The 18,654-nt window shown below is 36.2% G+C and carries 14 protein-coding genes; 7 read left to right on the forward strand and 7 right to left on the reverse strand.

The genetic code is table 11. From position 1 onward, the window contains the following. Nucleotides 1–824 precede the first annotated feature (824 nt). Genes V6670_RS04775 through V6670_RS04795 form a run of 5 tightly spaced genes read left to right on the forward strand, consistent with a single transcriptional unit; the run spans nucleotide 825 to nucleotide 6,513 of the window. Nucleotides 825–1,838: an ABC transporter ATP-binding protein gene (locus tag V6670_RS04775; protein WP_036125038.1), complete on the forward strand. Its 1,014-nt coding sequence runs from the start codon at nucleotides 825–827 to the stop codon at nucleotides 1,836–1,838. Then, complete coding sequence (locus V6670_RS04780; protein ID WP_036125035.1) at nucleotides 1,835–2,770, forward strand: ATP-binding cassette domain-containing protein; 936 nt, start codon at nucleotides 1,835–1,837, stop codon at nucleotides 2,768–2,770. Before V6670_RS04775 ends, V6670_RS04780 begins: the two co-directional genes overlap by 4 nt. A 1-nt stretch (nucleotide 2,771) precedes the next feature. Then, the gene (opp4B, locus tag V6670_RS04785) at nucleotides 2,772–3,734 is read left to right on the forward strand and encodes an oligopeptide ABC transporter permease (RefSeq protein WP_036125033.1); all 963 of its coding nucleotides are present in this window, start codon (nucleotides 2,772–2,774) and stop codon (nucleotides 3,732–3,734) included. A gap of 35 nt (nucleotides 3,735–3,769) precedes the next feature. Continuing rightward, nucleotides 3,770–4,669, forward strand: a complete 900-nt coding sequence (locus V6670_RS04790) for an ABC transporter permease (RefSeq protein WP_036125031.1) — start codon at nucleotides 3,770–3,772, stop codon at nucleotides 4,667–4,669. Nucleotides 4,670–4,686: 17 nt separating this feature from the next. After that, complete coding sequence (locus tag V6670_RS04795) at nucleotides 4,687–6,513, forward strand: oligopeptide ABC transporter substrate-binding protein (protein WP_141903425.1); 1,827 nt, start codon at nucleotides 4,687–4,689, stop codon at nucleotides 6,511–6,513. A 174-nt stretch (nucleotides 6,514–6,687) separates the two neighbouring features. On the opposite strand, the gene V6670_RS04800 is transcribed toward V6670_RS04795, so the two are convergent. From V6670_RS04800 to V6670_RS04830, 7 genes are all read right to left on the reverse strand, one after another. After that, nucleotides 6,688–7,614 carry an ATP-binding cassette domain-containing protein gene (locus V6670_RS04800; protein ID WP_141903426.1) on the reverse strand — a complete coding sequence of 309 codons (927 nt, stop codon included), beginning with the start codon at nucleotides 7,612–7,614 and terminating at the stop codon, nucleotides 6,688–6,690. Continuing rightward, nucleotides 7,607–8,662 (reverse strand): ABC transporter ATP-binding protein, encoded by a 1,056-nt coding sequence (locus V6670_RS04805; protein WP_141903427.1) that lies wholly within the window; start codon nucleotides 8,660–8,662, stop codon nucleotides 7,607–7,609. Before V6670_RS04805 ends, V6670_RS04800 begins: the two co-directional genes overlap by 8 nt. Before the next feature lie 13 nt (nucleotides 8,663–8,675). Continuing rightward, nucleotides 8,676–9,596 (reverse strand): ABC transporter permease, encoded by a 921-nt coding sequence (locus V6670_RS04810; RefSeq protein ID WP_141903428.1) that lies wholly within the window; start codon nucleotides 9,594–9,596, stop codon nucleotides 8,676–8,678. Continuing rightward, nucleotides 9,596–10,525 carry an ABC transporter permease gene (locus tag V6670_RS04815; RefSeq protein ID WP_141903429.1) on the reverse strand — a complete coding sequence of 310 codons (930 nt, stop codon included), beginning with the start codon at nucleotides 10,523–10,525 and terminating at the stop codon, nucleotides 9,596–9,598. Before V6670_RS04815 ends, V6670_RS04810 begins: the two co-directional genes overlap by 1 nt. Nucleotides 10,526–10,657: 132 nt before the next feature. Then, nucleotides 10,658–12,319: a peptide ABC transporter substrate-binding protein gene (locus V6670_RS04820; RefSeq protein ID WP_141903430.1), complete on the reverse strand. Its 1,662-nt coding sequence runs from the start codon at nucleotides 12,317–12,319 to the stop codon at nucleotides 10,658–10,660. A 909-nt stretch (nucleotides 12,320–13,228) separates the two neighbouring features. Next, the gene (locus V6670_RS04825; protein WP_338652894.1) at nucleotides 13,229–14,914 is read right to left on the reverse strand and encodes a methyl-accepting chemotaxis protein; all 1,686 of its coding nucleotides are present in this window, start codon (nucleotides 14,912–14,914) and stop codon (nucleotides 13,229–13,231) included. A 247-nt stretch (nucleotides 14,915–15,161) separates the two neighbouring features. Continuing rightward, the gene (locus V6670_RS04830) at nucleotides 15,162–16,856 is read right to left on the reverse strand and encodes an NFACT RNA binding domain-containing protein (RefSeq protein ID WP_338652895.1); all 1,695 of its coding nucleotides are present in this window, start codon (nucleotides 16,854–16,856) and stop codon (nucleotides 15,162–15,164) included. A gap of 260 nt (nucleotides 16,857–17,116) precedes the next feature. On the opposite strand from V6670_RS04830, the gene V6670_RS04835 reads away from it, so the two are divergent. Further along, on the forward strand, nucleotides 17,117–17,992 hold the full coding sequence (locus tag V6670_RS04835; RefSeq protein ID WP_036125007.1) for a YicC/YloC family endoribonuclease: 876 nt from the start codon (nucleotides 17,117–17,119) through the stop codon (nucleotides 17,990–17,992). A gap of 43 nt (nucleotides 17,993–18,035) precedes the next feature. Beyond that, nucleotides 18,036–18,653, forward strand: coding sequence for a guanylate kinase (gmk, locus tag V6670_RS04840; protein ID WP_036125005.1), 618 nt, complete (start codon nucleotides 18,036–18,038; stop codon nucleotides 18,651–18,653). Nucleotide 18,654 lies beyond the last annotated feature (1 nt).

The raw sequence follows: 18,654 nt of genomic DNA on the forward strand, positions 1-18,654 counted from the left end.
TAACTGTATTTACTTATAGCAAAAGTTTCATTATTGATTTCTTCTACTGTAAACCAAGAATCCTCCATTTCTACCATGACAGACAACCTCACCTTATGTTTGAAATATAAATAATATTTAATAAAACTTTGTCATTGGAAATTTTAACATAAAATCATGTAATTTCCTTTTAAAATATTCGAAATAGTATTCCTATATTGAAAATTGGAGAAAAATTCGGCAACCTAGAATACTTAAGAAGTATGGTAGATAGCTATAAATTAACAGCTATAAATTGTTTTTTTAAAGTAATTTGAAATATTAGCACTTCAACGCCCAAAATTATTTATTGAAAACAAAAATGTGTGAAATATAACTTTTTCATAAAAAGTATTTTTTTTACTTTTTGCTTTAAAATACTGAATTAATTGAATTATTAAGCATTTTATTTGTGCAAATAAATATAATGTGAAATATCATTAATTATGTTTATATAATATTTATTTGTGAGAATTGTAACTTTGTAAAGAAAAAGTAAAATAATTCTTAACTTTAAATAATGAAATTACTATTTTTTTGAGGAAGAGGTATGGTGGAAATTTATATTTTGGTTTGTAATAATTTGAAAAAGGTACTTGCGTTTATACATGTTTTCTAGCTAAAATAATAGCACAGTTTAATTTTCAGATAATTCTATCAGTGGTTTACGCGTTTAAAGCGAAAAAATTATTAAAATTACACTAGCCACAATGAAAAAGAGAGGGGAAGAGAGAAAAATTAAATATGATTCTGATATAAAGTATCATTTGTATTTTCAGAATATTGAATAATAGAGGAGAGATTGTTTGAATACAGCAAAAGACTTATTAACAATAACAAATTTGTCTACAAGTTTTCGCATTAAAGATACATACCACGCTGCTGTAGATGATGTCTCACTTTCGCTTAAAAAAAATGAGGTATTAGCAATAGTTGGAGAATCTGGTTGTGGTAAAAGTACATTAGCGACTACTATTGTAGGCTTGCACAATGAAGTAAATACAAAGGTTTCTGGTGATATTTTTTATAATAATCAAAATTTAGCCCAATTGAATGACCAACAATTCAATAACTTACGTGGTAATGACATAGGATTTATCTTTCAGGACCCACTTTCAGCACTTAACCCTTTAATGAGAATTAACGAACAAATTGAAGAAGGGTTAATCTATCATACTAAGCTTTCAAAACAACAGCGAAGTGAAAGAGTATTAGAACTACTAAATCAAGTTGGGATTGCGAATCCAAAACGTGTTGCTAGACAATTTCCGCATCAGTTATCTGGTGGTATGCGTCAGCGTGTCATGATTGCAATTGCCTTATCATGTAAGCCTGCTATATTAATTGCTGATGAACCGACAACAGCTTTAGATGTTACGATTCAGGCTCAAATTTTGGACCTATTAAAAACATTACAGACTGAAACGGAGACAGGCATTATTCTCATCACTCATGATTTGGGTGTTGTAGCAGAGATGGCTGATCGAGTTGTAGTTATGTATGCAGGGGAAGTAGTGGAAGAGGCTCCAGTTCAGGAATTATTCAATAATCCAAGACATCCATACACTCGCTCGCTATTAAATTCAATTCCACAAACACATAGCGAAAATGAAAGACTCGAGGTTATTCAAGGGATGGTGCCATCTCTAATAAATTTACCTCGAGAAGGTTGTCGTTTTTCAGGAAGAATACCGTGGATTGATGCATCTTCACACGAGACAAAACCTCAATTACATGAAATTGCACCAGGACATTTTGTGAGATGTACCTGCTGGAAACACTTTCATTTTGAAGGTGAAGAAGGGGGCGGGGCTATATGAGCTTTATGCAAATTAAGGATTTAAATGTTCATTATCCAATACGTGGTGGATTTTTTAATACTATTGTTGATCGAGTATATGCGGTGGATGGCGTGACAATGGAATTTGAAAAAGGGAAAACCTATGGATTAGTAGGTGAATCAGGATCTGGTAAATCGACTACTGGAAAAGCGATAATTGGCTTAGAAAAAATCACCTCTGGTCAAATTTTTTATGAGGGTGAGAATGTGACAAATCAACAAAGACAGCGTGATTCTGCCTATAACAAAGATATTCAAATGATTTTCCAAGACTCTCATTCAAGTATGAATCCTAGAAAACGCGTTCTTGATATTCTAGCAGAACCAATTCGGAATTTCATGAAGCTTAGTGATCAAGAGGAACGCAAACGTATTAAAGAGCTACTAGCTATTGTTGGGATGTCAGAGGATGTCTTACTTAAATATCCACATGAATTTTCGGGAGGACAAAAGCAACGTCTTGGCATTGCGCGAGCGGTTGCATGTAACCCTAAAATGATCATTGCGGATGAGCCTGTTTCTGCGCTAGATCTATCTGTACAAGCACAGGTCTTAAATTTTATGAAAGATATCCAAAATGAATATGGTCTTACTTACTTATTCATTTCCCACGATTTAGGTGTTGTTAAACATATGTGTGATCATATTTCTATTATGTATAAAGGACGCTTTGTGGAAACTGGTACAAGACATGATATTTATAAGAATCCACAGCATATTTACACGAATCGACTTTTATCAGCCATCCCGAATATCGAACCAGAGACTAGGAATGAGCGCAAATTAATTCGACAAAAAGTAGAAGAGAATTATCAACAAGAGCAACATAAATATTATGATGAGCATGGAAAAGTCTATCCACTGAAATCCATTTCAGAGACACATATGGTTGCAATGTCGGGAGGAATGTGAAATGTGGAAAACAATTATTAGAAGAGTAATTTTAATGATTCCTCAAATGTTTGTGTTAAGCTTGATTATTTTTATCCTAGCAAAACAAATGCCAGGAGATCCTTTTACAGGGTTAATTACTCCAGAGACAGACCCTGCAAGAATTGAAGAACTAAGAATTCAAGCGGGTTACTATGACCCTTGGTATGTACAATATTACCATTGGGTAATCAATGCCTTTCAGGGCGATTTTGGACAAAGCTATACATATAAACTTGCAGTGTCCACATTGATTGGCGAGCGTGCATTAAACACATTCTGGCTCGCTCTACTTAGTACCATTCTCGTTTATTTAATAGCTATTCCATTAGGAATGATAGCTGGACGTAAACAGGATACTTTGTACGATAAGTCGATTACTCTGTATAGCTTTATAAGCTATGCGATACCGACCTTTGTATTGGGTTTAATCTTCTTATATATCTTTGGATACCGTTTAATGTGGTTCCCAACGAGCGGAACAGTCGATGTAGGTGTAGAGCCTGGAACACTCGAGTATTATTGGAATCGCTTGTATCATTTAATATTACCTGCAATGACGTATGCAATTTTAGCTACAACGACGATTATTCAATACTTACGTTCAGAAATTATCGATGCCAAGACACAGGATTATGTTAAAACAGCACGTAGTAAAGGTGTACCGATGAAAAAAATCTATAGAAGACATATTTTCCGTAACTCCTTATTACCAATTGCAGCCTTCCTTGGTTTTACAATTACAGGTTTATTAGGCGGCTCGATATTCATAGAGACAATTTTTGGCTTCCCGGGCATGGGGCAATTATTCATCCATTCCGTAACAAGTCGCGATTATAGTGTTATTACAGCTCTTGTTATGCTTTATGGCTTCTTAGCGTTATTAGGTAGTCTATTGTCAGATATAATTATGAGCATTGTTGATCCACGTATCCGCATAGACTAACAGCTAAATTGAACGCATAAGGAGAGGTGAATAAAATGGATCAAAAAAATGATGTAGTGAAAGTTGAAAGTACTCCACCAACAGGAATTCAAGTGGTTATACGTGAATTTAGAAAAGATAAATTAGCATTATTTTCATTTATAGGAATAACATTACTTATAATTGCGATATTAATTATGTCCTTTTTTATGAACCAGGATGAAATATTACGAATTAAATTATTAGAGCGTTTTACAGAACCTGGCGTTAATGGATATATCCTTGGGGCTGATGAAGCTGGGCGTGATATGTATGGACAGCTTATTATCGGTGCGAAAAATTCTATTTTAATTGCAATTGCTATCACTCTTATTGCAAATGCTTTAGGGATCGCACTAGGAATAATAATGGGCTACTATGGTGGCTTTATTGATAATTTATTTATGCGTATCATTGATTTTCTTATGACATTACCAACATTAATGATTATCATTGTATTAGTTACAATTATTCCTAAATATGGTGTTTTAGAGTTAATTTTGATTTTAAGTGCCTTTCAATGGATAGGTACTGCACGTCTTGTTCGAAGTAAAGCTTTATCTGAAGGACGACGAGATTATGTAAGTGCCTCCAAAACAATGGGGACTAGTGATTTTGCCATTATGTTTAAAGGGATACTACCAAATTTAAGTTCGTTGCTAATAGTAGAGTTAACGTTGAACTTTGCAGGGAATGTGGGTATTGAAACAGGTCTATCATTTTTAGGCTTTGGTTTACCTCCTTCTACACCTAGCTTAGGGACATTAGTAAGCTATGCAACAAACCCGATAGTATTATCTACAAAATGGTGGATTTGGTTGCCCGCATCATTATTAATTTTAGTTTTGATGCTTGGTATAAATTATGTTGGTCAAGCGCTAAGACGTGCGGCTGACGCAAAACAACGATTAGGATAAAAGGGGAGGATTTACACATGAAGAAGAATTGGTTATTCCTATCCGTACTTTTTGCATTCATGCTAATTTTAGCAGCCTGCAATGGTGGTGGAGGCAGTGGGTCTGAAAAAGGCTCAGAAACAGATAACACAGAAAAGTCAGGTGAAACAGAAAAATCCGGTGAATCTGAGGCAACGAATGATTCGTTACTTCCAATGGAGGTAACAAATGAAGGAGACGCAATCCAAGGTGGTACTTTACGCGTAGGACTTGTAACAAGCTCTCCATTTCAAGGGATTTTCAACTGGGAGCTATACGAAGATGCTTATGATTCAGAAATTTTAGCATTTGCTTCAAATGTACTTTTTGAACAAGATGGCAACTTCATTGTTACGGACAAAGGTATTGCAAAGTTAGATGTTGATGCTGATGCAAAAACAGCAACTGTCACAATTCAAGGTGATTATAAATGGTCAGATGGTACACCTTTAACAGCTGATGATTTAATTTTCCCATATGAACTAATTGGTCATCCAGATTATACAGGTGTCCGCTATGATGATGATTTCAAAAACATTGTTGGTGCAGAAGAATACCATAATGGTCAAGCAGATACAATTTCAGGTATTACAAAAGTTGATGATAAGAGTATTAAAATCCAACTAAAGAAAATATCGCCAGCCATTTACTCAATTGGTGATGGTTTATGGGCATATGCAGAGCCTAAACATCAATTAGAATCTATTCCAGTGAAAGATTTACTTGCTTCAGATGCAGTACGTAAAAATCCAGTAACACTTGGTGCATTTAAAATTGATAAAGTCGTAAATGGTGAGTCTGTGCAGTTTGTAGCAAACGAACATTATTTTAAAGGTAAGCCGAAAGTTGATAAAGTAGTACTTGAGGTTGTTCCACCAACTTCAATTGGCGAAGCATTACGAACAGGGAAATATGATCTTGCAACATCATACCCAACTAATCAGTATGATAGCATTAAGGATTTACAAAATATAGCATTATTAGGTCGACCAGAATTATCATATTCTTATATCGGTTTTAAATTAGGAAAATATGATACAACAAATAAAGTAAACGTATTTGATGAAAAGTCAAAAATGAACAGTATTGAATTACGTCAAGCTGTTGCTTTTGCAATGGATGTTGAAGGTGTTGCAGAAAAATTCTATCAAGGATTACGTGAGCGTGGAAACTCTCTAATTCCACCAGTATTTGCATCGTATTATGATTCAACATTAGAAGGGTATAACTATGACCCTGAAAAAGCAAAAGAGCTATTAGATAAAGCTGGCTTTAAAGACGTTGATGGTGATGGTATTCGTGAAGATAAAGATGGTAAAAAATTCTCTATTCGCTTAGCTTCAATGGCTGGATCCGAAACGGACGAAGCAATTGTTGAATACTTCCGTCAAAACTGGAAAGAAGTTGGCTTAGACGTGCAATTAACAACTGGTCGTCTTATCGAGTTCAATGCTTTCTATGATAAAGTACAAGCAGATGATCCAGAAATCGATATGTATCAAGCTGCGTGGGGAACTGGAACAAATCCATCTCCTAAAGGTTTATATAGTGAAGGTGCTGAATTTAACTTTAGCCGTTATGTATCACCTGAATTAACAAAATTATTAGACGCTATTGACTCAGAAGAGGCAATGGATCAAGATACACGTACAAAAGCATTCCGAGCGTGGCAAGAATATATGAGTGAAAAAGCAATGGTAGTACCGACTTTCTTCCGTACAGAAGTTATTCCTGTTAATAAGCGCGTGAAAAATTACAATGTGGAATATGGAAATTCTACAGAACTACAAGATATTGAATTAACAGCAGATGCTCCAATAAAATAATTGGTATCGAAGAAGCAGTCTTTCTTGATAGAAGAAAGACTGTTTTTTTCAAAAAGTATAAACGGACTTTGCTTAAAATAAGGTAAAAGGGGTAAAGACATCTACACCTAGGAGAAAAGCGGAGAGCAAAAAATCCATCCACTGGAAAGCTCCAATGGATGGATATAGTTAGTTTTATCGATTATTAACCCAAGTTTTTACTAAATCAGCAGTACCATAAACATAATGTTGGTCGCCTACTTCATGGTAGGCTGCACTTTGGTCAACCTCTGTATGCTTGTACTGAATGCGTTGACGGCGCTTCTCTGACATTGGATCAGGAAGTGGAATAGCTGATAATAAAGACTTTGTATACGGATGAACAGGATGATTGTAAATATCATCTGCTTTACCGATTTCCATGATTTTTCCACGGTACATTACAGCAATTCGATCACTGATGTATTTGACCATGGAAAGGTCATGGGCAATGAAAAGATATGTTAAGCCACGTTCTTTTTGTAACTCTTTTAATAAGTTAACAACTTGTGCTTGGATCGATACGTCAAGCGCAGAAATTGGCTCATCAGCAATGATGAATTTAGGATCTAGGCTTAATGCACGGGCAATCCCAATACGTTGACGTTGACCACCAGAAAATTCATGTGCATAACGATTCGCATGCTCTTTGTTTAAACCAACAGCTTCAAGTAACTCTTGAATTTTCGCACGACGTACCTTTTTATCCTTGTAAAGGCCATGAATATCAAAGGCTTCACCAATGATTTCACCAGCTGTCATACGAGGATTTAAAGAAGCATAAGGATCTTGGAAAATCATTTGCATTTGACGGTTAAATTTCTTTAACTCAGTTTTAGATTTTTTTCCTTGGATATTTTCACCATCGAAAACAATCTCGCCACCTGTAATATCATATAATCGAATGATTGAACGACCAGTTGTTGATTTACCACAACCTGATTCACCCACAAGTCCAAGTGTTTCTCCTTCGTAAACATCGAAGCTAATACCATCTACAGCTTTGATCGGATTACTTGGTGAACCAAAATACTGCTTTAAATTTTTGATTTCAAGAATTTTTTTCGCACCAGCTTTAGTCATTTTCTTGTGCCTCCTTCGCTAAATACCCTTCAATACGTTTAGCAACCGCATCTGGAAGAGGAATCTTTGGTGCATCAGGATGCAACAACCAAGTTTTTGCAAAATGTGTATCACTTACTTGGAACATTGGTGGTTCTTGTTCATAATCAATTGCCATAGCATATTCGTTACGAGCTGCGAATGCATCACCTTTAGGCGGATTCGTAAGATCTGGTGGTGAACCTGGTATTGTGCGTAATAGCTCATCAGTGTCATTGTCTAAATCAGGCATTGAACCAAGTAGACCCCATGTATATGGGTGTTTCGGATTATAGAAAATATCATTAACAGTACCATATTCTACGATTTGACCAGCGTACATTACTGCTACACGGTCAGCGATATTTGCAACAACACCTAAATCGTGTGTAATGAAAATGATAGATGTTTTTGAGTTTTTCTGGATTTCTTTCATTAGCTCTAAAATCTGTGCTTGAATTGTTACGTCTAGGGCTGTTGTTGGCTCATCAGCAATCAATAGCTTCGGATCAGCTGCAAGGGCGATGGCGATGACAACACGTTGACGCATACCACCTGAAAACTCATGTGGATATTGGTTATAGCGTTTCTCAGGAAAGGGGATACCTACCTGTGTTAAAAGTTCAATTGCACGTTTTTTGGCATCAGCTTTGGAAACTTTTTTGTGTTGCAAAATTACCTCAGTTATTTGACGTCCGACCTTCATAGTTGGATTCAAACTTGTCATTGGATCTTGGAAAATCATAGCAATTTCATTTCCGCGTATTTTTGACATTTCTTTATCTGTTAACGGAACTAAATCACGACCATTAAATAAAATTTGTCCTGACTCATAAATACCGGGTGGCTGTGGAATTAGTTTCATTAACGCATTACTCGTAACACTTTTACCAGAACCAGATTCTCCTACTATAGCGAGTGTTTCACCCTCTTTTAAATCAAAGTTAACACCACGTACAGCACGGACAAGCCCTGCATAAGTTTTAAAGTTAATTTTTAAATCTTTTACTTCTAGAATTGTTTTACTCATTTCGGCCACCTCCTTATTTACGTAGTTTTGGATCTAGTGCATCACGTAAGCCGTCACCAACTGCGTTAAACGCAAAGATTGTTAGTGAGATAAATACCGCTGGGAAAATCAAGCGCCATGGAGCATTCGCAATGGCTTTATTTCCGTCAGAAGCCATTGTACCCCAAGAAGCTGTTGGAGCAGGAACTCCCAGACCAAGGTAACTTAGGAATGATTCAGTGAAAATAGCAGATGGAATTGTTAAAGTCATCGTAACTAAAATGGCACCAAGAGCATTCGGAACTAAGTGTTTAATGATTAAATGGCTTGTACTAGCACCTAATGTACGAGCGGCAAGAACATATTCTTGGTTTTTAATAGATAATACTTCACCACGTACAATACGTGCCATGTTAATCCAGCCTGTGATGGATAGGGCGATAATCATTGGGATTAAACCAGGTTGCATAACAACTAGCAGTACGATTACTACTAATAGGTAAGGAACTGCTGTTAAAACATCGGCAATACGCATCATAATATTATCAACGCGACCACCTGCTAAGCCTGAAATACTTCCCCAAATAACACCGATAATTAAGTCAATAACCGCTGCAGCAATTCCGATAAATAGGGAGATACGAGCTCCTTCCCAAATACGAACGAAAATATCACGACCAAGATCATCCGTTCCAAACCAAAATTGTGCAGATGGTGGTGCATTATAAACACCTAGTTGATCACTTGATTTATATTGTGAAAACATTGGTACGAAAGTAGCCATTAAGATAACAATGATTAAAATAATTATCCCAATAATGGCCAATTTATTATGAGAGAAACGGAGAAATACTTCTTTCCAAAAGGAGACTGATTTATCAGCTAATTTTTCCGTTGCTTCATGATTTCCACCAACAATTTTAAACTTATCTTTTTCAATTTGTTGCTGTGTCATTATTTTTTCGCTCCTTTCAGTTTAATACGCGGATCAATCACGCTATATAGAATATCAACGATTAATACCGCAAATAAAAGGATGATGGAATAGAAAACAGTCGTACCCATAATGACTGTATAGTCACGGTTTGTAATACTTTGAACAAAGTGTTTTCCAAGTCCAGGAATAGCAAAAATTTGCTCAACAATAAAACTACCTGTTACAACACCAGCTGTTAATGGGCCAAGGTATGTTACGACTGGTAGAAGGGCGTTTCGTAATGTATGACGGAATACGATTGTCCATTTACCAATACCTTTTGCACGAGCCATTTTTACATAATCACTATTGTTTTGTTCAAGCATACTTGAACGAGTTAATTTTGCGATAAAGCCCATATGTGTGAAAGCGATTGCAAGGGCTGGTAATATACTATAAACAAAGCCCTTCCATCCACTGATGGGGAACCAGCCTAGCTTAAAGGCTAAGAAATACTGCATTAAACCCGCTAAGATAAATGAAGGTACTGAAATGCCTAGCACCGCAAAAGACGTTGCCAAATAATCCGGCCATTTATTATGATAAAGCGCGGAAACTACGCCAATTAAAACACCGAAACCAACTGCTAATAGCATAGCTTCAATCCCTAATGTCAAGGAAACAGGGAAACTTTCAGAAATCATATCATTTGTAGAACGCGCTTTATATTTCATTGACTCACCGAAATTGAAAGTGGCCGTATCGATTAAATAATCTTTATATTGTACATACCAAGGGTTATTTAATCCATACGTTTCGTTTAACTTCTCCTCGATCTGAGGTGGGAAATTACGTTCACTCGCGAAAGGACTACCAGGAGCGAGACGCATTAAGAAAAACGTAACCGTTACGATGACGAAAAGCGCGAGAAGTATATACATCAGCCTTTTCAAAATATATTTAATCACATAAAACTCCTCCTTCTATTTGTCAATTATCAGACAAATATATGCCTTCGTATTTTAAAAAGAGCTGACTCGCGCCGTAGTGGCTACGAGGCAGCTCTTCGCTGTAGAGCTAAATAAGCGAAATGTTGTTGATTATTTCTCTACTTTAACCTCTTTTAGAGAGATGTTACCAAGGATGTCTGCCTTCATGTTTTTCACATAATCTTGTACTACAGAAAGGTTCGTGTAGTAGTAGATTGGGATAACTGGGAAATCAGAAACAGCAATTTTTTCAGCTTGTTTTAAAAGCTCTAAACGTTTAGCTGGATCTGCTTCTGTATTAGACTGATCTAATAATTTTTTGTATTCTGCATTTTCCCAACCAGTATCGTTGTTACCGTTTGCAGCAGTGTCATACATTTCTAAGAATGTATAAGCATCGTTATAGTCCCCAACCCAGCCCATACGGCCAACTTGGTAATCTAATTGGTTAAGTTTTTCTAAGTAAACTTGCCATTCAGAGTTATCTAGACCTACAGTGATTCCAAGGTTTTTAGTCCAGCCCTCTTGAATGAATTGAGCGATAGAAGCGTGTGCTTCACTAGTGTTGTAAGAAACGTTAATTTTGATATCTGCTGGGTTTGTAATACCAAGTTCTTTCATACCAGCTTCAAGTGCAGCTTTAGCACCTTCGATATCGTTATCTTTGTAATAACCACGGTCTTCTTCAAAGCCATGTACTGCGATAGGAACCATACCTAATGCAGGTTTTTGCTCACCTTTAGTAACATTATCAATTAAAGATTGACGGTCAATTGCTAATGCTAACGCTTTACGGATGTTAGCGTTTCCAGTGATTTTATCTTTTGTATTCAGCTTGTACCAGTAAACAGAAGCTTGGTCTGCAATACGTAATGACCCATCTGCTTTGAATCCATCAATTGCATCAAGTGCAACACTTTGGAATGGTGCACCTACGTAGTCAAGTTCTCCAGCTTTGAAGCTTGTAGCTACAGTTGTTTCAGATTCAACCATACCGATATTTACAGTTTCTAAAGAAACTTTATCAGCATCCCAGTACTCTGGGTTTTTCTTTAATACGATTGTATCGTTGTGTCTCCATTCAGCTAGTGTGAATGGACCGTTTGTAACAAAGTTTTCACCAGCATCTACATACCATTCATCATTACCTTCAACTACTTTTTGGTTTAATGGTGCATATGTTTTAAATGCTGTTAATTCTAAGAAGTAAGGTGTTGGGTTTTCTAAAGTTACTACTAATGTTTTGTCATCTTCAGCTTTAACGCCTACGTCATCAGCAGAACCTTCGCCATTGTTGTATGCTGCAGCACCTTTAATTGAGTAAAGGATTGAAGCATATTCAGAAAGATTGTCAGGGTTTAATGCCCATTTCCAAGCATATTCGAAGTCACCAGCAACTACTGGATCTCCGTTTGACCATTTAGCATCACGTAATTTAAATGTGTATGTTTTTAGGTCGTCGCTAACTTCCCAGCTTTCAGCCGCAGCTGCAACTGGTCGAGCGTCTGCATCAAGTGTTGTTAATCCTTCAAAAGTATTTGTAAGAATAACTCCAGAAGTTGTATCTGTTGCTAATGCAGGATGAAGTGATGGTGGCTCAGAAGCTACCGCTAGATTTAATTCGCCACCTGATGAAGTTGTTTCTGATGAATCAGAATCTTTTCCATCGCCTTTAGATTTTTCAGACGAATCTCCACCGAAGCCACATGCAGCAAGTACTAAAGAAAATACTGCAAGAACTGTTAATAATAAAAACTTTTTGTTTTTATTCATGTGAATCCCCCTTATACAATTTTTAAGCCTTTTGTGAAGCTCCTATTTAATATACCAAAAAAATCATTGTGCACAAAATAAAAAAGATTCAAATTTATATAGTATTATCTGACATTTAATAGAGTGATAAATTTTTCTGATTTATCACTCTAATGGAATAGAGTGTTTATATAATAATATTTTGATAATTATCTATTTTGAATATCAAAAATAAATCAAAAATAAAAAAATGATTTACTATACCGAAAATTCCTATTTTTTTGATAATATTATCGATATTTGAAAAATGAATCAAAAGTCATGGATGTAATACCTTGAGGGATTTGTATAGATTTGTAGAAAATCTGTGTAAAACTAAGTGAATTAGTTTCTTTTGGAGGTAATTTCTTGTAATTTATGATCGCGAAACATGATTATTTTTATCTATTAATGATATATAAGAAACTTGTTTTGTAATTTTCTAGGATTAACCAATTGTGGATAGGAACAAGAAAAAATAGAGCAAATCTATGAAAAAAGGTACCCATTCTAAGAAAATTTTGGGTTTAACGAGAAGTGAATGATGATAATTATATTTTTTTGAAATAATTTACTAGCTAACTGGCTATACATGCATATATGCAATGCTAATCTATTTTATTCATCTATCAATTAGTTCAAGTATTGCTTGATTTTTGACCATATTCTCCCAAAACAGCCAACTATGTCAATGGTGTTTTTTTAAGGATGTCATTTGTCTTGCTGACAAGGATTGATTATGCAAATAATTACTAAAAATCTGATTTTTAATTGATTGAAACCGCCTTCATTAGCTTTTCAGAAAGATATGCTTCTGGATTCATAAGGATAATATGTATGGAAATTACAAAAACAGTGCTCTCATGTATATGAAATGCACTGTTTTTTAAGTTAAAGTTTGAAATGATTGATTTGATTTTGTAAATCTAAGGACTTTTCACTTAGATCAGAGGCAACTTGATTTATTTGTTGCATCGTAATAGATTGCTCCTTGCTTGCTGTAGCTACGATTTGAGTATTGTCTGAGCTAGTTGAAGCACCATGAGCAATTTCTGCAACAGAGGCGGCTACTTGTTCGGCACTGGCTGAAATTTCTTCAGAAGTAGCTGATATATCTTCTATTTGATCTGTCATCGTATTAATCGCTTTTACGATTGATTCAAATGCTTGCCCTGCATGTCCAATGGTTTTTATACCCTCTGTGACAGAGTGAAGTCCATCGAAAACTGCTTTTTCTACATTATGTGTATCTTCCTGAATTTCCTGTGTCAATGTAACAATTTGATTGGCTGATTGCTTGGACTCTTCAGCTAGCTTGCGAACCTCATCTGCAACAACTGCAAATCCTTTCCCATGCTCTCCAGCACGTGCTGCTTCAATCGCTGCATTAAGTGCCAATAAATTCGTTTGATCGGTAATGGCTGTAATGACAGCTGTGATTTGACTAATCTCTTCTGATTGTTTGCTCAACTTTTGAACAAGAGTATTGATTACTTGTGTTGATTCATGAATTACATTCATTTGTTGTTGAGCTTCTTCTACTGTGTTATTGCCATTTGTCGCTAATTCAGATGTTGTAACAGCATTATGATGTAGTTGTTGAGTTGCTTCCGCTATACGTTGAACGCCTACTGCTGTTTCATCCATAGCATGTGCGCTTTCATTGGCTGCAACTGTAGCGGCTACAGCTGCATTAGCTGTTTCATTTATACGCATTGTAATCTCGTCTGCAGAGGTAGTGATTTCTTCAGTTGAGGCAGAGAGTTCTTCTGCGGAAGCTGTTAAATGCTCTGCATTATCTTGAATATGGGTTAATAAATTTTTTATATTTCCCTTCATTTCATTAAAAGCAGTCGATAGCTGACCAATTTCATCCTTTGAATAGTGAGTAAGATTTTCATGAAACAATTCACCGCTGGCAATATGGTTAGCTGCTTGAACTACCGATTTTAAAGGACGAGAAATAGTGCGTTGTATGTAGAATATTAGGAAAACACCTAGGGCAATACCAATAATAATTGCAATGACAGAAATAATTTGAGAGTTGGATACTGCCTGTTTCGATTCTTTTGTCACCTTGTCAAGCTGTTGTTTTTGATAGCTACCAATTTTATCTGATATGTCCTGTATATTTCTATTAGCTTGCTGTACGTCACCATTGACCTTTTGCAAAGCACCTTCAAGATTACCAGCTTCAAATAGTGCCAGTGCTTCTGTCGCAGACTTATTAAAAGCATTATTATATGTAGCTAATTCGTTTGCATATGTTTCCATTTCAGCTGAATCCGCTTTTTCCGTTATTGCTTCTACATGCTTATCTAGCATACTTGCATATTTTGTAAAACTCTCTTTATTTGCTGGAGTGTCTTCAATGATAATGGCACGAATGAAAAGTCCTTGCATGGCCATTTCAAATTGAATATCATCTGCTAACTCTACAAGAGCGACATGTCCTTCTAATGCATTTTCAATCTTTTTTTCAATGTTTGAAAATAGCAGGAACATAATCATTAATGAAATGATTAGCGTGAGAATAATTGTAAAGAAACCAAAGCTTAATTTTTTACCTACAGACATATGGATACGCCCTTTCTGATGCTATTCAAGTTGTATATTTAAATATTGCTTTTCTGAAAGGGAGAAGTCAATAACTGATGGGAGAAACAGTTCAGATTATTCATATGTTTTTTTAATGTTATTATAATAAGGAAGATTGTCTGTAAAAAACAATGAGGATATGGCTGTTTTCATCGTTTTATAGTACGGATTACGTGTTTATACTATAAAAAAGAAGAAACCGAGATGTTTTGTCTCGGTTTCTATCTTATGACTGTTTTTTTAACTGTAAAATGACAGCCTCGTCAGGGTCGATATACAGTGTTTTCTGTTCAAAGTAAATGACAAAACCCGGTTTGGCACCATTTGGTTTTTTGACCTGTCGAATTTCTGTGTAATCCACTGGCACAGAAGAAGATTCTCTAGCCTTAGAAAAATAAGCGGCTAATGTGGCAGCTTCTCGCAATGTTGTGTCATCTGGTTCACTTGAATGAATGACAACATGAGATCCTGGAATATCCTTTGTGTGCAACCAAATATCTGTACGTTTTGCTATTTTAAACGTCAGCATATCATTTTGCTTATTGTTTTTCCCAACAGAGATCGATACACCTGTAGATGAAACATAGCGCTCTGGTTCTGGCTTTACTTGTTTTTTCTTTTTCTTGGCGTGACGTAGTTTTAAGTAACCTTGCTCTGCCAGCTCTTCGCGAATTTCCTCAATATCCCCTGGAGAAGCTTGCTGTACTTGTTGTGCCAGCATTTCAAAGTAGGCAATTTCTTCTGTCGTTTTTTCAAGCTGCTCTTGAACCATAACCAAGGCGTTTTTTGCCTTTGTATATTTTGTATAATAGCTTTGCGCATTTTCAATCGGTGTTTTACGTTCGCTTACTGGAATCGTAATCACTTCGCCTGTTTCACTATAGTAGTTTGTTACCGTGACCTCTTTGACACCTTTTTCAAAGGCATAAATATTTGCCATTAATAGCTCACCATGAAGCTGAAATTGATCAAGCTTGGAGGCACGCTCGTAGTCCTTTGTCAACTTTTTCGTTTTTAAGGATAGTTTATCAATTTCATTTTGCAGCCAGCGCTCTAAATCACCTGCTTGTTGTTTCACACGGTCTCGTTCTGCACGTGCAAAAAATACGCGGTCGAGAAGCTCGTGAACATTAGGGTAGACTGTTACTTCTCCCTGCAAATGACTTAACTCAATCGACGAGAAATACGTTTTGTTATTAGAAAGTACATACATTGGCTTCATACCACCGTTTGCAAAGGATGCCATAAATTCCTTGAAACAGGCTAGTGCATTAGATGCTGTTGTCATGCGGTACAATAATTCCTCAGCGTGAAGAGGCGAAAAACCGGCTAACTGTGTTACGATCTCTTTGGTCGTTTTTGCTTCAGCGAAAAACATTGTTAGCTCTTCATCTGTAACCGTTAAAGGGTTCCATTTATTTTGTGTGGGTGGTGCAATATACGGTTGACCTGGTAACACAGTTCGGAAGCTATTTACGGATGGAGGCAAATGCTTTAAGCTATCAATAATTTTCCCTTGTTCTTGATCAATCAACAGTAGATTGCTATGTCTACCCATGATTTCAGCATGTATTTCCCTTACAATAGGATCGCCAATTTCATTTTTACTGTGAATTTCTACTATTATAATACGATCAAAATCATGTTGTTTTATGGATGAAATAAAACCACCCTCTAAATGTTTACGCAAAAGCATACAAAACATGGGAGGCTCTGCTGGATTTTCAATCGTATGCTCCGTAAGATGGACACGTGCATATGAAGAGTGGATGGAGAACAGTAGTTTTTGATTTTTTCCGTTTGCCCGCACATGTAACACAACTTCTTGCGCATTAGGTTGATGTATTTTTGTAATCCGACCAGTGACAAGCTGTTGTAGGTCGGCCGTTACTGAATAAGTAAATAAGCCATCGAATGCCATATGAATTCCTCTTTCCAACGATATCAAGCATCTTGGTACTTTCGTATTTTTTCATGGTGTAGTTGCTTTCGCTGTCTGTCAGCTCTGACAAATACACAATTTGTATGTTTATCATAGCATTTTTTAGGTGAATATTAAAATATAGCTTCAATTGTGGTAGAATTAGCTTTTATTCTAACCAATTTTTTTGGGAGAGTCGTCATAATCGACAGAGCTTATGTTATAATAATCCCAGTATGCAAAGAAAGGTGTGACGAACCTTGGTGCGTAGTATGACTGGTTTTGGCAGAGGTGTCACAACAACTAGAGACTTTCAATTAACCGTGGAAATGCGCTCGGTCAACCATCGTTTTTTAGAAATTAACGCAAAATTTCCGAAAGAATGGCTTGAAGCAGAAATTTTTGCAAAGAAACTAATTTCACAAGCTTTGTCACGCGGCAAAATTGATGTGATGGTATATGTGAAAGACTTAGAGAACGTAGAGCAATCTATTGAAATTAATTGGTCATTAATTGAAGCGTATCGTAAGGCAAAAGAGCAATTAGCAAGTAAAGTACCACTTGAAGAAAAATGGACGATGCAAGAGCTTTTATCGCTAGAACAGGCACTTGTACAGCAAAAGCCACAGCTTACACCAGAGGATTTGCTAAGTGCTGTTGAACAAGCGATTTCACAAGCAATTAAACAGCTCGTACAAATGCGGGAACGTGAAGGGCAAGAATTACAAGAAGTTGTTGTACAATATAAAGAACAGTTGATGGAACAAGTGAATCAGATTCGTTTGTGCTCTTCTCTTGCTGTTGAAAAATATCGTACACGATTAATAGAACGAATTGCTGAAGTCGCAGATGGCACATTGCTAGATGATCGTTTACTAGCAGAAGTAGCGATTTTTGCAGAACGCGTAGACATCTCCGAAGAATTAGACAGACTAGATAGTCACTTTAATCAGCTGGAGGAAACATTACTTGAAACCATTTCAGTTGGACGTAAATTAGATTTTTTAATGCAGGAAATACATCGCGAAATTAATACGATTGGTTCAAAAAATCAATCTACAGAAGCAGCTGTTGCTGTTGTTCAGGCGAAAACAATTTTAGAAAAGATGCGTGAACAAGTGCAAAACATCGAATAACTTGCACGTGTCTGTTATAAATTAAGGGAGATATAGAGAATAAATGATAAAAGAACGTGGATTATTAATTGTTCTGTCTGGCCCATCTGGTGTAGGTAAAGGGACAGTGCGAAAAGAATTATTTTCTCAGCCGAATACGAATTATGAGTATTCCATCTCGATGACAACACGAAATCCTCGCGAAGGGGAAGTAGATGGTGTAGACTATTTTTTCAAGACACGTGAAGCATTTGAAACGTTAATTGAACAAGGTGGCTTATTAGAGCACGCTGAATTTGTTGGTAACTATTATGGAACACCACTAGCCTATGTGAATGAAACACTGGATGCAGGTCGTGATGTATTTTTAGAAATTGAAGTGCAGGGTGCAGCACAAATTCGTAAAAAAGCACCAGATGCCTTATTTATTTTTTTGGCCCCTCCAAGTTTAACGGAATTAAAAGACCGTTTAGTTGGGCGTGGGACGGAAACAGAGGATATCATTGCGAAACGCATAGCTACTGCAAGTGAAGAGCTTGAAATGATGAGCTTGTATGATTATGTTGTGGAGAATGATGAAGTGACGAATGCCTGTGATCGTATAAATGCGATTATTAAAGCCGAGCATTGTCGTAGAGAACGTGTTGAAAAAAGATATTTGTCAATGTTGAGAGGAGAATAAA

The sequence above is a fragment of the Lysinibacillus sp. Y5S-8 genome (assembly GCF_036894365.1).
In the GTDB taxonomy this organism is placed as follows: Bacteria; Bacillota; Bacilli; order Bacillales_A; family Planococcaceae; genus Lysinibacillus; species Lysinibacillus fusiformis_D.